Origin of the sequence: Pseudovibrio sp. JE062 (assembly GCF_000156235.1) — a bacterium.
Lineage (GTDB): Bacteria > Pseudomonadota > Alphaproteobacteria > Rhizobiales > Stappiaceae > Pseudovibrio.
The window spans coordinates 610,140-624,765 of record NZ_DS996805.1; the positions used below are offsets into that span (position 1 = coordinate 610,140).

Annotated in this window: 13 protein-coding genes and 1 pseudogene; 11 read left to right on the forward strand and 3 right to left on the reverse strand. The window is 50.7% G+C overall.

Going from position 1 to position 14,626, the window contains the following annotated elements:
• The 4 genes and pseudogenes from PJE062_RS02600 to tgt form a co-directional block, all read left to right on the forward strand.
• Window positions 1–195 (forward strand): annotated as a pseudogene (locus PJE062_RS02600) (peptidylprolyl isomerase); the annotation flags it as partial.
• Between the two features lie 55 nt (window positions 196–250).
• Window positions 251–712: a peptidylprolyl isomerase gene (locus tag PJE062_RS02605; RefSeq protein ID WP_086003620.1), complete on the forward strand. Its 462-nt coding sequence runs from the start codon at window positions 251–253 to the stop codon at window positions 710–712.
• Between the two features lie 271 nt (window positions 713–983).
• Window positions 984–2,069 (forward strand): tRNA preQ1(34) S-adenosylmethionine ribosyltransferase-isomerase QueA, encoded by a 1,086-nt coding sequence (gene queA / locus PJE062_RS02610; protein ID WP_037035827.1) that lies wholly within the window; start codon window positions 984–986, stop codon window positions 2,067–2,069.
• Window positions 2,066–3,247 carry a tRNA guanosine(34) transglycosylase Tgt gene (tgt, locus tag PJE062_RS02615; RefSeq protein ID WP_008546286.1) on the forward strand — a complete coding sequence of 394 codons (1,182 nt, stop codon included), beginning with the start codon at window positions 2,066–2,068 and terminating at the stop codon, window positions 3,245–3,247. The genes queA and tgt overlap by 4 nt, the downstream gene beginning before the upstream one ends.
• A 56-nt stretch (window positions 3,248–3,303) precedes the next feature.
• On the opposite strand, the gene PJE062_RS02620 is transcribed toward tgt, so the two are convergent.
• Genes PJE062_RS02620 through galU form a run of 3 tightly spaced genes read right to left on the reverse strand, consistent with a single transcriptional unit; the run spans window position 3,304 to window position 6,524 of the window.
• A complete protein-coding gene (locus PJE062_RS02620; protein ID WP_008546719.1) occupies window positions 3,304–4,590 on the reverse strand; it encodes a nucleotide sugar dehydrogenase in 1,287 nt (428 codons plus the stop codon).
• A gap of 21 nt (window positions 4,591–4,611) precedes the next feature.
• A complete protein-coding gene (locus tag PJE062_RS02625) occupies window positions 4,612–5,622 on the reverse strand; it encodes an NAD-dependent epimerase (RefSeq protein WP_008546327.1) in 1,011 nt (336 codons plus the stop codon).
• A 17-nt stretch (window positions 5,623–5,639) separates the two neighbouring features.
• Entirely contained in the window at window positions 5,640–6,524 is an 885-nt protein-coding gene (gene galU, locus PJE062_RS02630) for a UTP--glucose-1-phosphate uridylyltransferase GalU (RefSeq protein WP_008547269.1), read from the reverse strand.
• A 261-nt stretch (window positions 6,525–6,785) separates the two neighbouring features.
• Here galU and cysQ point away from each other — a divergent pair, with 261 nt between their 5' ends.
• From cysQ to eno, 7 genes are all read left to right on the forward strand, one after another.
• Window positions 6,786–7,595 carry a 3'(2'),5'-bisphosphate nucleotidase CysQ gene (gene cysQ / locus PJE062_RS02635; RefSeq protein WP_008547241.1) on the forward strand — a complete coding sequence of 270 codons (810 nt, stop codon included), beginning with the start codon at window positions 6,786–6,788 and terminating at the stop codon, window positions 7,593–7,595.
• Window positions 7,596–7,666: 71 nt separating this feature from the next.
• On the forward strand, window positions 7,667–8,575 hold the full coding sequence (gene cysD, locus PJE062_RS02640) for a sulfate adenylyltransferase subunit CysD (RefSeq protein ID WP_008546802.1): 909 nt from the start codon (window positions 7,667–7,669) through the stop codon (window positions 8,573–8,575).
• A complete protein-coding gene (gene cysN / locus PJE062_RS02645; RefSeq protein WP_008546487.1) occupies window positions 8,575–10,500 on the forward strand; it encodes a sulfate adenylyltransferase subunit CysN in 1,926 nt (641 codons plus the stop codon). Before cysD ends, cysN begins: the two co-directional genes overlap by 1 nt.
• A 203-nt stretch (window positions 10,501–10,703) precedes the next feature.
• A complete protein-coding gene (locus PJE062_RS02650; RefSeq protein WP_008547185.1) occupies window positions 10,704–11,294 on the forward strand; it encodes a hypothetical protein in 591 nt (196 codons plus the stop codon).
• Window positions 11,295–11,414: 120 nt separating this feature from the next.
• On the forward strand, window positions 11,415–12,065 hold the full coding sequence (locus PJE062_RS02655) for a hypothetical protein (protein WP_157039023.1): 651 nt from the start codon (window positions 11,415–11,417) through the stop codon (window positions 12,063–12,065).
• 171 nt (window positions 12,066–12,236) lie between these two features.
• Window positions 12,237–13,085 (forward strand): 3-deoxy-8-phosphooctulonate synthase, encoded by an 849-nt coding sequence (kdsA, locus tag PJE062_RS02660; RefSeq protein ID WP_008547281.1) that lies wholly within the window; start codon window positions 12,237–12,239, stop codon window positions 13,083–13,085.
• 190 nt (window positions 13,086–13,275) lie between these two features.
• Window positions 13,276–14,550, forward strand: coding sequence for a phosphopyruvate hydratase (eno, locus tag PJE062_RS02665; protein ID WP_008547156.1), 1,275 nt, complete (start codon window positions 13,276–13,278; stop codon window positions 14,548–14,550).
• Window positions 14,551–14,626: the final 76 nt, after the last annotated feature.

A 14,626-nucleotide genomic window follows, 5' to 3' on the forward strand; every position in this document is an offset into this window, starting at 1 on the left:
TCGTTCTCGCAGCCCGCACAGCGCGAACTCCCAGTTCTTCATTATGTTCAATGAAGGGTCCTGGCTGAACGGTCAATACACGTATTTGGTGAAGTGGTTTCCGGAATGGACGCTGTAGACAAGATCAAACGCGGCGAACCTGTTCGTAACCCTGATAAGATCATCAAAATGCAGGTTGCGGCAGACGCCAAGTAAAGGCTATGTCTGCACTCAGACTTATTCTAAGATAAAGGACAGTCCCGTGGCTGATATCAAAGATCCAGAAAACACACTGCTGCTGGAAACCACTCAGGGTAACGTTGTTATTGAACTGCGTCCTGACCTAGCACCTAACCACGTTGCTCGCATTAAAGAGCTGGTACGTGAAGGCTTTTACAACGGCATCGTGTTCCACCGTGTGATTGACGGCTTTATGGCTCAGACCGGCTGCCCACAGGGTACAGGTACCGGCGGTTCTGGCAAGAAGCTGAAAGCTGAGTTCAACGATGCGAAACACGTTCGCGGCACTTGCTCCATGGCTCGCTCCATGGACCCGAACTCCGGTGACAGCCAGTTCTTCATCTGCTTCGGCGAAGCAAACTGGCTCGACGGCCAGTACACTGTTTGGGGTCAGGTTGTTGAAGGCATGGACAACATCGACAAGATCAAGCGCGGTGAGCCAGTTGTAGACCCAGACAAGATCGTTTCTTTGAAGGTTGCAGCAGACGCTTAATTTTGAGCGCATTGCGTTTTTTGAAAAGGCTCGGCAATTTGCCGGGCCTTTTCTTTGCCTGCATGCAAATGGACGCGGCAAGTCTAAACAGGTTGACCTTAATCACACTAAAGGGTATCCCCCAGTGGCTTCAAGCGTTTGGCTGTGGGATAGGTGACAGTAAGGCCTGCAGGTGACCGGCGTTTGAGCCGTAATTCCAATAAGACAGCGGATAAAAGGCGACCACATTTTGTGCGGCGCTGAGATGCTGTTTTGTAAAGCTGGATACCCTATGCTGGTTGATGATTTTGATTTTGATCTGCCGCCGGAAAACATTGCGCTTCGTCCGGCAGTGCCGCGTGACAGTTCACGCTTGTTGGTGGTGCGCCCTGATGGGGAGCAACTGCTGACGGATGATCAGGTGCTGTCTCTGCCTGATTTGCTGGAGCCAGGTGATGCACTGGTCTTCAATGATACAAAAGTAATTCCTGCACAGCTCCTCGGCTTTCGCACGCGTGATGGCGTGACTGCAAAAGTTGGTGTGACGCTACACCAGCGTGCAAGCGCGAAAGAGTGGCGCGCCTTTGTACGTCCTGCCAAGAAACTCAAGGTTGGCGATACGGTTCGCTTTGCCTTTGATGAAGAAGGCAAAGATGCAGCTGAGCTTTCTGCTGTCGTGACGGAAAAGTCTGAAGCAGGAGATATCCTGTTTGAGTTTGATCGTTCCGCAGGTGATCTGGACGCAGCAATTGCGCAAGTCGGTCACATCCCGCTGCCGCCGTACATCGCGGCCAAGCGTGCGGAAGATGATCAGGACCGTAAAGACTATCAGACCATCTATGCCAAGCATGAAGGCGCTGTTGCAGCACCAACTGCTGGCCTGCATTTCACAGACCGTCTGTTTGCAGCTTTGGAAGAGCGAGGCATAGAAAAGCACTTTGTGACGCTTCATGTTGGTGCAGGTACGTTTTTGCCAGTGAAAGCTGACAAGACCGAAGATCACAAGATGCACTTTGAGTATGGTGAAATCAGCGAAGAGACTGCTGCTGCGCTAAACGCTGTACGTGCCCGTGGTAACAAGATCGTTTCTGTCGGCACAACCTCACTGCGCATTCTTGAAAGCTCAGTTACAGAAGATGGGGTTATCAACCCGATCTCCCAAAGCACCGACATCTTTATTACGCCGGGCTACCAGTTCAAAGCCATCGATGCGCTGATGACCAACTTTCACCTGCCGCGCTCCACGCTGTTCATGCTGGTAAGTGCGCTGAGCGGAATGGAAGAAATGCGTGGCGCGTATGAACATGCCATCAGCTCTGGCTACCGTTTTTACAGTTATGGAGACAGCTCGCTGCTGTTCAAGAAGGCTTCAAAATGACCGAAACGACTATCGATACACAGCAGGACGCCAAGCCGTTTTCCTTCAAGCTGCTGAAGACCGATGGCATGGCTCGCCGTGGTGAAATCACAACCCCACACGGCAAGGTGCGCACGCCAGCGTTTATGCCAGTTGGCACGCAAGCGACCGTAAAAGCCATGTACCCACAACAGGTGCGTGATCTGGGCGCTGATGTTGTTCTGGGTAACACCTACCATTTGATGCTGCGTCCAACGGCTGAGCGTATCGCCAAGCTGGGCGGCCTGCACAAGTTCATGGGCTGGGATCATACGATCCTGACAGATTCTGGCGGATTTCAGGTGATGTCTTTGTCTGGCCTGCGCAAGATGACAGAAGAAGGCGTGACCTTCTCCTCACATCACGACGGCTCCAAACACTTCATGAGTCCGGAACGTTCCGTTGAAATTCAGGGCCTGCTCGGTTCCGATATTCAGATGCAGCTGGATGAGTGTATTGCACTTCCTGCTGAGCGTGATGAAGTTGAACGCGCTATGCAGCTGTCTCTGCGTTGGGCTGAGCGTTCTCGTGCTCAGTTTGAAAAAATGGGTGGACCGCAAAAGGGGCAGGGCCTCTACGGTATTGTTCAGGGTGGTGATGTTCCGGACCTGCGCATTGAATCTGCTCAGCGTCTCGGTGAACTTCCTATGGAAGGGTACTCAGTTGGTGGATTGGCGGTCGGTGAGCCTCAGGCTGTGATGCTGAAGATGCTGGAAATCACCACGCCAGCGATGCCAAAAGACAAGCCGCGCTACCTGATGGGCGTTGGTACGCCTGAAGATATTCTGGAAAGTGTTGCGCGCGGTATCGATCAGTTTGACTGCGTCATGCCAACTCGCGCTGGCCGCCACGGTCTGGCTTACACTCGCTTTGGCAAGGTGAATCTGAAGAACGCACGTCACGCAGAAGATCCACGTCCATTGGATGAGCTGTCCAACTGTGAAGCAACTTCCAAGTACTCCCGCGCTTATTTGCATCATCTGGTGCGCGTGAACGAAGGTCTTGCAGCGATGCTCCTGACCTGGAACAACCTTGCATACTACCAGTACCTCATGCAGGGCGTTCGTGATGCAATCGATGAAGGCCGCTTCGAAGAGTTCCGTCAGAAGACCAAGGAAGACTGGGCTCGTGGTGATATTGAGCCTTATGTTTGGTCATAAGACTGTATCTCATTGAACAACAAGAAGGCTTGGGTGTGAGTGCATCCAAGCCTTTTTTATAGGCGCCACAATTTGACGTGCTCTGGCGTTTTTTCTCGTTCCAGCAGGCCATGTAGGTCGGCCACGAACACTTTTTCAGCGCTTAAGTAACGTTCCATGACATGCCATGGTTCTTCGTTTTCGAAGAAAGAGTGATGTGGAACTGCGAGGATAACAGCATCGCAATCTCCGGGAGGAGAGTCTTCGTAAAGTTCAATGTCAAAGTTGTCTTTGGTGTGCTGCGGATCTGCCAATGGATCGACGGCAAAGATATGTGCGCCGAAGCGTTCCAGTTCCCGGATCAAATCAATCACTTTGGAGTTTCGGGTATCCGGCACATCGGCTTTATAGGTTATGCCTAAGACCGCGATCCGAGGGGGCATAGGGCGAGCGAGTTTAACGCAGCCTTGTATGACTTCCGTTGCAATGAAACGGCTCATGCTTTCATTGGTGCCCCGTCCGGCGAGGATCACTTGCGGAGAAAATCCCAACTGGTGTGCTTTATCGGTCAAGTAGTAAGGGTCGACACCGATGCAGTGACCTCCGACCAAGCCGGGATGAAATGGTAGAAAGTTCCACTTTGTTGAAGCGCCTTCCAGCACATCCCGTGTGTCGATATCCATGGCATGGAACAACATGGAAAGTTCGTTCATGAGTGCGATATTGAGGTCGCGCTGGGTGTTTTCGATGACCTTTGCTGCTTCTGCCACCTTTATGGATGAGGCCTTATAGATGCCAGCTTTGACGATCTTGCCGTAAAGCTCCGCCAGCGTTTCCAAGGCTTCGTCGGAACTTGCTGAAACGATTTTGAGGAGGTTGGAGAGCGTGTGTTTCTTGTCACCGGGATTGATCCGTTCGGGCGAGTAACCAATCTGGAAATCTCTGGGAAACCTCAGGCCGGATTCTCGTTGGAGAAGTGGCACTGCGATTTCTTCTGTGGCGCCTGGGTAGACTGTGGACTCAAAGACAACGATGTCGTTGGGTTTCATGAACGCGCCAACAATCTTGGAAGCCTTTTTGATCGGGCCGAGATCGGGGCGTTTGGAGATGTTGATAGGGGTGGGAACTGCCACAATGTGGATCCGCGCCTGTCTGATATCAGGCGCAGAATAAGTCAGTGTCAGTTTTTTGGAAGAAAGAGCCGTCTTGGTGACGGATGAGGTTCGATCTTTCCCTTCAAGGAGTTCCTGAACCCGGTGACGATCGATGTCGTAACCAATTGTTTTGATACCAGCATGAGCCAGTGCACAAGCAACGGGCAGACCTACGTAGCCAAGCCCGACAACTGAGACGATTTCTTCCATAAAATGGCACCTTGGGACGTCCTAGACATTGTAGTAATCCCGATACCATTTGACGAAGTTTGCAACCCCTGCCTTTACGGAGGTTTGCGGTTTGAATCCTGTTGTCTCAATCAGATCTGTTACATCTGCGAAGGTTGCCGCCACGTCTCCGGCCTGAAACGGAAGAAACTCTTTCTTCGCTTCCATGCCTAGTGCTTCTTCGATCGCTGCAAGGTAATCCATCAGCTGAACAGGATCGCTGTTGCCGATGTTGAAGACCTGATATGGCGCGCTGGATGTTGCAGGATCAGCGTTTTTGCCATCCCAGTCATCTGAGCGCTGTGGTGGAAGATCTGCAATGCGAACAATGCCCTCGACGATGTCATCTACATAAGTGAAGTCGCGGATCATATTGCCGTGGTTGAAGAGCGGAACAGGCTCACCTTCAAGGATGGCCTTGGTGAACTTGAAGAGGGCCATGTCTGGGCGCCCCCAAGGGCCGTAGACGGTGAAGAACCGTAGGCCAGTACAAGGGATGTCAAAGAGGTGCGCATAGGAATGCGCCATCGCTTCATTGGCTTTTTTGGTGGCCGCATAGAAGGAAACCGGGTGGTTGCCACCACGATGGGTCGAGAGCGGCATTGTTTCGTCCAGACCATAAACGGAGCTGGTGGACGCATAAACCAGATGCTTTACAGAGTGGGCGCGCGCACCTTCCAGAATGGATAGGAAGCCTGTGACGTTCGCGTCTACATACGACTGAGGACTTTCTAAGGAGTAGCGCACACCTGCCTGAGCGGCGAGGTGAATGACTTTTGATGGCGCGTGCTGCTTGAAGATGCGCATAACGGCTTCTGCATCTTCAAGCCTGATCCGTTCTTCAGTGAAATGGTTTGAGGAAGTGAGGCGTTTCAGTCGCTCTTCTTTGAGTGTCACATCATAGTAGTCGGTGACGCAATCAAGTCCGATGACATGATAACCATCTTGCAACAGACGGAGGGCCACAGCATTGCCGATGAAGCCGGCAGTGCCTGTTACAAGTACTTTTTCCATTTCACGTTTCCCGATACTCAGCTGGTTTTTACAAGTAGTTTGTCCAGCATCGGACGCAGCTGAGCTGCAAGCTCCGAATCATCCAATGCGTAAGCGACATTTGCGGACAAGAACCCTGAGCGAGAACCACAGTCGTAAGTTTCTCCACGGAATTCAACGCCGTGGAAGTCCTGTTGCCCCATGAGAGTGAGCATTGCATCAGTGAGCTGAATTTCTCCACCAGCACCCGTGCTCTGTTTTTCCAGTAGTCCAAAGATTTCCGGCTGAAGGATATAACGGCCATTGATGTAAAGGTTGGAAGGGGCTGTGCCTGGCTCTGGTTTCTCGACCATACCTGTAATGGCGAAAGTTTCGTCAGAGCGAGGGGCGTTACGTTCAATAATGCCGTACTTATGGGTCTGATCCCACGGCACTTCCTCAACAGAGATAATATTGCCGCCATGACTTTCATAGGCTTCGACCATCTGAGAGAGACAGCCTTTTGGCGCTTTCATCAGCATGTCTGGTAGCAGAATTGCGAATGGTTCGTTGCCGATGATGTCGCGAGCACACCAGATTGCGTGACCAAGGCCCAGCGGTTCTTGCTGGCGGGTAAAGCTTGTTGTACCTGCGGAAGGGCGGATTTTTTCAAGCAGCTCCAGCGCGTGCTCTTTGTTTCTGCGGCGCAGCGTTTCTTCGAGCTCGTATGCAATGTCGAAATGATCTTCGATTACTTGCTTGTTTCGGCCGGTAACAAATACGATGTGCTCGATCCCGGCAGCCCGTGCTTCATCAACCACGTATTGGATGATAGGACGATCCAGAATAGTGAGCATCTCTTTTGGAACGGCTTTTGTGGCAGGCAGGAAGCGGGTGCCCAGACCAGCAACCGGGAGAACAGCTTTTCGTATTGCACGTGTCATATATTTGAATTCCTTAGGTCAAGGAGATCGAAACAGTCATTTTGAAAGCACTTATCGGCAGCGTATTAGGCTCGTCAATGGTATCAAATGAATTTGTCCTAGGACATAATGCTTCGATTGCCCGAAATTTGAATTACTCATTCTTCAGTGATGTTCATTCGCAGTCAATTATCGCGAAATTGTGAAGCTCTCTTGTTTCTCCAGAACATGCTGCTTTAAAAGTTACTCCCAGATGAACAGAAAGCTATCAGGGGTATAGTTGTGATTGAAGGTTTTAAGCTTGCGGCGTTAGAAGCGGGGCAACGAATTCTGGGGATTTATGAGGAAGGTTTTCAGTCTGAGACAAAAGGTGATGGATCTCCTGTCACGATTGCTGACCAGCAAGCGGAAGAAATTATCCTCAATCACCTCTCCACATTTTGTCCGGACGTGCCCGTGATTGCGGAAGAAGCCATGGCTGCGGGCATCATGCCAGAAATCGGATCTCGCTTTATTCTTGTTGATCCATTGGATGGAACGCGCGAGTTCATCAGCCGCAATGGCGAGTTCACAGTCAATATTGCTCTAATTGAAGATGGAACGCCAACCAAAGGCGTCATTTATGCTCCGGTGACGGGAGAGCTGTTTTGGGCGGAAGTCGGGCAAGGTGCGTATCGCGCAGAGGCCAATGGGCTTGAGCTTGGTGAGGTGGCGCAGATGAGCTGCTCTGCGTTTTCTGAAGAGTTACGTGTGCTTGCCAGCCGGTCTCATCGCAGCGAACGCACCAATGCCATGCTTGAGAAACTGGACAACTCTTCCATCGTAGCTGCGGGCTCCTCTTTGAAATTCTGTCGTTTGGCTGAGGGAAAAGCTGACTTTTATCCGCGTATGGAACCGACAATGGAGTGGGACACGGCTGCTGGTCAGGCGATTCTTTGTGCGGCTGGTGGCTCTGTTGTTGTGGAAGGTGGCGGACCACTTGAATATGGTAAGCTGAAAACGCCTCAGGACAAGCCCTTCGCAAATCCGTGCTTTTTAGCGGTCGCGGACGAAAAAATTATTTCCCATTATGGCTTAAGGTCGGGTTGGTAAGCTTCGGCTCAGCAATGCTCAACCGTTAAACTCTGGCTCAAGACTTAACGACACGTCCTTTGGAGACCGTGATGGGCATTGATAGCCAGTCGCATCTGCGACGACTAGAAAACGAGAGCATTCATATTATTCGCGAGGTGGCAGCAGAGTTTGATAACCCTGTGATGCTTTACTCCATTGGTAAAGACAGCGCAGTGATGCTGCACCTTGCTCTTAAGGCCTTCTATCCTTCCAAGCCGCCGTTCCCGCTTCTGCACGTGGATACCACCTGGAAGTTCAAGGAGATGATTTCCTTTCGTGACCACACGGTTGAGAAGTACGGGTTGGATCTCATCGTTCATACGAACGAAGAGGGCGTGAAAAACAACATCAATCCGTTTGATCACGGCAGCTCCAACTACACGCACATCATGAAGACGGAAGCGCTCAAAGAAGCGCTGACGAAATACAAGTTTGATGCAGCTTTTGGCGGGGCACGACGTGATGAAGAAAAATCTCGCGCAAAAGAACGCGTTTTTTCGTTCCGTTCTGCGAGCCACGGTTGGGATCCGAAAAACCAGCGACCAGAACTATGGTCTCTTTATAATGGCCGTATTGCCAAGGGTGAATCCATTCGTGCGTTCCCGCTTTCCAACTGGACTGAGCTGGATATCTGGCAATACATCCTCGCTGAAGGCATTGATATCGTGCCGCTCTACTTTTCTGCGAAACGTCCGGTTGTTGAGCGGGACGGTACGTTGTTGATGCTGGATGATGATCGCTTCCGGTTGGAGCCGGGTGAGAAGGTTGAGCATCGTGATGTTCGCTTCAGAACTCTTGGCTGTTATCCGCTGACCGGTGCAGTTGAATCCACCGCAGACACTCTTGAAGACATTGTGAGTGAAATGCTGATTGCGCGGACTTCCGAGCGCAGTGGCCGCCTGATTGATCACGACAGCTCTGGTTCCATGGAGAAGAAGAAGCGTGAGGGGTATTTCTAATGAATAAGATCACGCCAGTGGCAGAAGCTTTTGATCTGTCCAACTACATCAACTCCCAGGAATCCAAGAGTTTCCTGCGTTTTCTGACCTGTGGTAGCGTGGATGATGGTAAGTCCACGCTGATCGGACGTTTGCTTTATGACACCAAGCTGATTTTCGAGGATCAGCTGGCAGCGCTTGAAAAAGACAGCCGTAAACACGGGACTGTTGCGGATGATATCGATCTGGCTTTGCTGGTAGATGGTCTGGAAGCCGAACGTGAGCAGGGCATCACGATTGATGTGGCCTATCGTTTCTTCTCTACCGAAAAGCGCAAGTTTATCGTTGCCGATACACCAGGTCACGAGCAGTACACCCGTAACATGGCGACAGGCGCTTCTACAGCAGATCTGGCTATCTTGCTGGTTGATGCACGCAATGGTCTGCTGACGCAGACACGTCGCCATGCGTTTATCGCTTCGCTGCTTGGTGTGCGTCATGTGGTGTTGGCCGTCAACAAGATCGACCTGGTTGATTATGACCAGACACGTTTTAATGAAATCAAGGCTGAGTTTGAGAGCTTCTCATCTGGTTTTGATTTTGACAGCTGCGAAGTTATCCCGCTTTCAGCGCGCTTTGGGGATAATGTTACCACCAGCAGCGACAAATTGAGCTGGTTCACTGGCCCAACCCTGCTTGAGCATCTTGAGAATGTTGAGCTGGGCCATGAACACAGTGAGGCTGCGTTCCGTTTTCCAGTGCAGTGGGTGAACCGTCCAAATCTGGATTTCCGCGGCTATAGCGGTACGGTTCGTGGTGGTTCTGTCAGTGTTGGTGATGAAGTTGTTGTCGCACAGTCTGGCAAAACCAGCCGTGTTGAGAAGATTGTCACCATGGATGGGGATCAGGTACGTGCTGACGATGGTCAGTCGGTTACTCTGACCCTGACTGATGAGATCGACATTTCCCGTGGTGATGTTTTGGCTCCGGTGCATTCTCGTCCTGATGTGAGCGACCAGTTTGCAGCGCATCTGATCTGGATGTCTGAAAATGCCATGCTTCCTGGGCGACCATATCTTCTGAAATGCGGTACCAAGACTGTTGGTGCGAGCGTGACGGAGATTAAGCACAAGGTTGATGTGAACACGTTCGACCATCATGCGGCCAAGGAACTCTATCTCAACGAGATTGCGTTCTGTAATCTGGCGCTGTCTGAGGCGATTGCTTTTGATCCCTATGAAGCAAACCGTGACACCGGCAGTTTCATCCTGATTGATCGCATGACTAATGAGACGGTTGCGGCTGGTTTGATCTGGTTTGGTCTGCGCCGTGCAACAAACGTTCATCGTCAGGCCCTGGATGTAAACAAGAAGGCACGTGGTGGTCTGAAAGGGCAAAAGCCTGCGGTTCTCTGGTTCACAGGTCTGTCTGGTTCTGGCAAATCAACCATTGCAAATGCGGTTGAGCAGAAACTGCTGAGCTTGGGTCGCCATACCTATTTGCTTGATGGTGACAATATTCGCCATGGCCTGAACAAGGATCTTGGGTTCACTGACGCTGACCGGGTGGAGAACATCCGCCGCGTTGCTGAGACATCCAAACTGTTCGTTGACGCAGGTCTGATCACGCTGGTCTCGTTTATTTCGCCATTCAAGGCGGAACGTCAGCTAGCCCGTGATCTTCTGGAGAATGACGAGTTCTACGAGATCTTCGTTGATACCTCGCTTGAGGATTGCGAAGCGCGTGATCCCAAAGGCCTTTATGCGAAAGCGCGTAAAGGAGAGATCACCAACTTCACCGGTATCGACAGTGCTTATGAAGCGCCGGAAGCAGCGGAATTACATCTGAAGACGCAAGGCCGGACCGTTGAGTCTCTTGCTGATGAGATTGTAGATCGGCTGCTTGCTGATGGCTTTATTGGCTCGGACAACACCTGGGTCATCTAAACCGAAACGAAACTTCTATTCAAAGCCGGGGGCGAAAGTTCCCGGCTTTTTTGTGTCCGCTCACATTGGAACAGAGATAAGTCTGCGCATTTTCTGAGATGTTTTTTTACCAAACAAACACCCCGTAATTTTTTGAGGAAGCGAGTTCCGCTAGGTTTCGGCCTAACTCAACTGATCTCATTTTAAGGCTATGGGAGGATCAGATGCCGAAAGCGCTTAAAAAATATAAGAATGTCAAAGAGTTCCTTAGCGGTGTGCCTGCCTTCAAAAAGGAAATGGAAAAGAAGCATAAACTGCCAGCCAAGGACATTGATAAGTACGGCAAGCTGACAAGCGACAAGGCAGGCATCGAAAAGAAGTATATGTCGCTTGTTGAAGAAGATCCCAAGCTGAAGAAAATCTCCAGTGACATTGATAGAGCAGAAAAAGCCGTCAAAAGCCTGTCAAAGGCACAGGATGAGTACATCAAAGCGCATAATACAGTTGAGCAAATCAACAAAGGTATGAAAACCTTGGAAAATTCTGTCAGGGGAGACACAAAACAGCTTCTGGGGAATGATAAGTACCAGCAGCTTCGTCAACACCTGGATGCTGCGAACAAGAGTTATGCCGCCGCGGAAAAGAAGATTGCTCAAAGAGCGGCTCTTCAAAAGCAATTTGAGCAGCTTTTGGATGTCTACGACAAAGAGAAAGACAAGATCGCAAAGAGTTATGGGGTCACTCTCACGACCGATGCAAAAAGCCTGATCGTGCTTATGGGAAAGAGTGCGGAATACTCGATGATCATCGGATAAGCTAGTTGATGCATAGCAGAAAGTGAGAGTGCTTTTTCTGGCAAACTTTCATGTTGAAGCGGAGCTGGCCTGAGGCTTCGCTTCCAGAATTATGATGTTCTTCATGTGATAGAGCTCACCATGATCACAGTTACACGACATTTTAAGAGCGTTAATCATTTCCAAAAGTGGGGAGCACGGGTTGTCGGAGATTGGGATCTGAGTAAGGAGGCTCTTGCTCATTATAAGTCCATCCTTGCCGATCCGGATGCTTTGAGGCCTTGGCGTCACTTCCAAGATGGAGACTATGAACTCAGCGATCTGATGGAACTGGGAGAGATGGAGGCGGCAGAGGTTGATCAAGAACTCGCTGCTGCTGAAGATGTGTGTCGACACCTCTCAAAGAAACTGATGCGGCTCGAGAAGAACAACAACGGTGCTGAAACTGCTAGATATCAAGCTTTGCAGAGTGAATATGAAGTAACTGCCAGACAATGCGAGTTGTTGGAGGAAAAACTGCAGGCATTGAAAATCCAAGGGCAGGAGATCAGCCAAAGCAGGCAGCGCCTAAGGAAACAGAAAAGACGAACTTTAGAGCCGTTGCAGGTCAGCGTTACAAGAACAGATGAGTGCCTTGTTATACGAGTCGGCGGGAATGTATGCTCCGTCATTCCTTGTAATGAGAATGTGCGCAGGAAAAAGAGCTACAAAAATCCGGATCCAGTCCCGAAGCAGGAGAGGTCGCTGAGAGCGCTCGCCTTGAAGCAAAAACTTCTAAATCAACGCAGATGAAGGGAAGGGTGATAACTTGCAAGTCTGCAAAGTGAGCTTTGACCTTCCGAAGGTGATGGCATCCGAAAACCCTCTTCAGACGCACAACAGGGCGTTCACGCTCTTGTAATTTGGTGCCAAAGCGCCTAATCAACTTTTGGATTATATTCACGCCTTTAAGGAGATCTCTTCGTGTCTCAACCGAACTCAGAAGTTTCCGTCGGAAACGCTGTCTTTTCAAATGATAAACCGTTCTCTCTGATCGCTGGCCCGTGCCAGATGGAGAGCCGGGCGCATGCCTTGGAAATGGCACATGCAGTCAAGGAAATTGCAGAAGAGTTGAACATTGGTTTGGTTTTCAAGGCGAGCTATGACAAAGCAAACCGGACAAGCCTTTCTGCCAGCCGTGGCATGGGCATGAAGGGTGGTCTTGAGGTCTTTGCGGAAATCAAAGAGACTTATGGCCTGCCAGTTATTACTGACGTGCACGAACCAAGCCATTGTGCTCCAGTTGGTGAAGTTTGCGACGTGTTGCAGATTCCAGCTTATCTGTGTCGCCAAACTGACCTTCTTGTTGCTGCTGCGAAAACCGGCAGAGCACTGAATGTGAAGAAGGGACAGTTTCTCGCGCCTTGGGACATGAAAAACGTCATGACCAAGGTCGTTGAGAGCGGCAACTCCAACGTGATGTTGTGCGAGCGTGGCGCAACATTTGGATACAACACTCTTGTTTCAGATATGCGTGCACTGCCAATCATGGCTGAGATGGGCGCACCTGTTGTGTTTGATGCAACGCATTCTGTACAGCAGCCAGGTGGCCTTGGTGGATCTTCTGGTGGTCAGCGTGAGTTTGTTGCAACGCTTGCCCGCGCTGCTATCGCAGTGGGCATTGCAGGGCTGTTTGTGGAGACACATGACGATCCTGACAACACAACGTCATCTGATGGCCCGAATATGATCCCACTGAACCGACTCAAAGACCTGCTGAAGTGGCTGCAGGAGTTTGACCGGATCGCGAAAAACGGAAGTTTTACGCTTTAGATATTTCACGGCACCTAAGGTAAGTGACAAAATACTGCGTTTTTACGTAGAGGTGCGACAAAATACATTCGTTTATTCCCAAGGATTTACAGAGGAGTACGGTCTCTTCTCTTCCTTGGGGGCAGCGCCTCAGGTAAAAGCTCTTAGAGCCAAAATTCCACACTCTACAAGTACATTGGAGTACTCTTAGATGACTGCTATCATCGACATTATCGGTCGCGAAATTCTTGACAGCCGCGGCAACCCAACTGTTGAAGTTGATGTGCTTTTGGAAGACGGCTCCTTCGGTCGGGCTGCTGTTCCGTCCGGCGCCTCCACTGGCGCGTTTGAAGCTGTTGAACGCCGCGATGGCGGTGAGCGTTACCTCGGCAAAGGTGTTGAGGACGCTGTTGAAGCTGTAAACGGTGAGATCTTTGATGCAATCGGCGGCATGGACGCTGAAGATCAGATCAAAATTGACCGTGCAATGATTGAACTTGACGGCACCGACAACAAAGGCCGTCTTGGTGCAAACGCTATCCTGGGCGTTTCTCTTGCTGTTGCTAAAGCTGCTGCAGAAGCTGCTGCAATGCCGCTTTACCGCTACGTTGGCGGTTTCGGTGCACGCACTCTGCCAGTTCCGATGATGAACATCATCAACGGTGGTGAACACGCTGACAACCCAATCGACTTCCAGGAGTTCATGATCATGCCAGTGGGCGCAAGCTCTCTGCGTGAATCTGTTCGCATGGGCGCGGAAATTTTCCATACCCTGAAGAAGGGCCTTTCCTCTGCTGGCCACAACACCAACGTTGGTGATGAAGGTGGTTTTGCGCCTGGAATCGGTTCTACTGATGAAGCTATCGGCTTCGTTCTGAACGCTATCGAAAAAGCTGGTTACACTCCTGGCGACGACGTGATGCTTGCATTTGATGCTGCTTCTACTGAGTTCTACAAGGACGGCAAGTACAACCTGAAGGGCGAAGGCAAGATCCTTGGTTCTGATGAGATGGTTCGCTACCTTGAAGACTTGGTTTCCAAGTACCCAGTGTTCTCCATCGAAGACGGTATGGCTGAAGAAGACTGGGATGGCTGGAAGTCCCTGACACAGGCAATCGGCAACAAGTGTCAGCTGGTAGGTGACGACCTGTTCGTGACCAACTCTGAGCGTCTTGCTCGCGGCATCAAAAACGACACTGCAAACTCCATCCTCGTTAAAGTGAACCAGATCGGTTCCCTGACCGAGACCATGGAAGCTGTCGACATGGCACACCGTGCAAACTACACCTCTGTTATGTCTCACCGGTCCGGTGAAACTGAAGACAACACCATTGCTGACCTGGCAGTTGCATTCAACTGTGGCCAGATCAAAACTGGTTCCCTGTCTCGTTCTGACCGCATGGCTAAGTACAACCAGCTTATCCGTATCGAAGAAGAGCTGGGTGTTCAGGGCGTGTTTGCTGGTCGTTCTATCCTGCGCGGATAAGACCTTTCAGCATCTGCTTGAATTTAAGAAAGCCGGTCCTTTTGGGCCGGCTTTTTTGTTGCTTCACTGCAATGAG

Coding starts and splice junctions, on each gene's coding strand:
- tgt (WP_008546286.1), top strand. CDS start 2,066: ATGACCGAAACGACTATCGATACACAGCAGGACGCCAAGCCGTTTTCC.
- eno (WP_008547156.1), top strand. CDS start 13,276: ATGACTGCTATCATCGACATTATCGGTCGCGAAATTCTTGACAGCCGC.
- cysN (WP_008546487.1), top strand. CDS start 8,575: ATGAATAAGATCACGCCAGTGGCAGAAGCTTTTGATCTGTCCAACTAC.
- queA (WP_037035827.1), top strand. CDS start 984: ATGCTGGTTGATGATTTTGATTTTGATCTGCCGCCGGAAAACATTGCG.
- PJE062_RS02620 (WP_008546719.1), bottom strand. CDS start 4,590: ATGGAAGAAATCGTCTCAGTTGTCGGGCTTGGCTACGTAGGTCTGCCC.
- galU (WP_008547269.1), bottom strand. CDS start 6,524: ATGACACGTGCAATACGAAAAGCTGTTCTCCCGGTTGCTGGTCTGGGC.
- PJE062_RS02650 (WP_008547185.1), top strand. CDS start 10,704: ATGCCGAAAGCGCTTAAAAAATATAAGAATGTCAAAGAGTTCCTTAGC.
- PJE062_RS02655 (WP_157039023.1), top strand. CDS start 11,415: ATGATCACAGTTACACGACATTTTAAGAGCGTTAATCATTTCCAAAAG.
- cysD (WP_008546802.1), top strand. CDS start 7,667: ATGGGCATTGATAGCCAGTCGCATCTGCGACGACTAGAAAACGAGAGC.
- PJE062_RS02625 (WP_008546327.1), bottom strand. CDS start 5,622: ATGGAAAAAGTACTTGTAACAGGCACTGCCGGCTTCATCGGCAATGCT.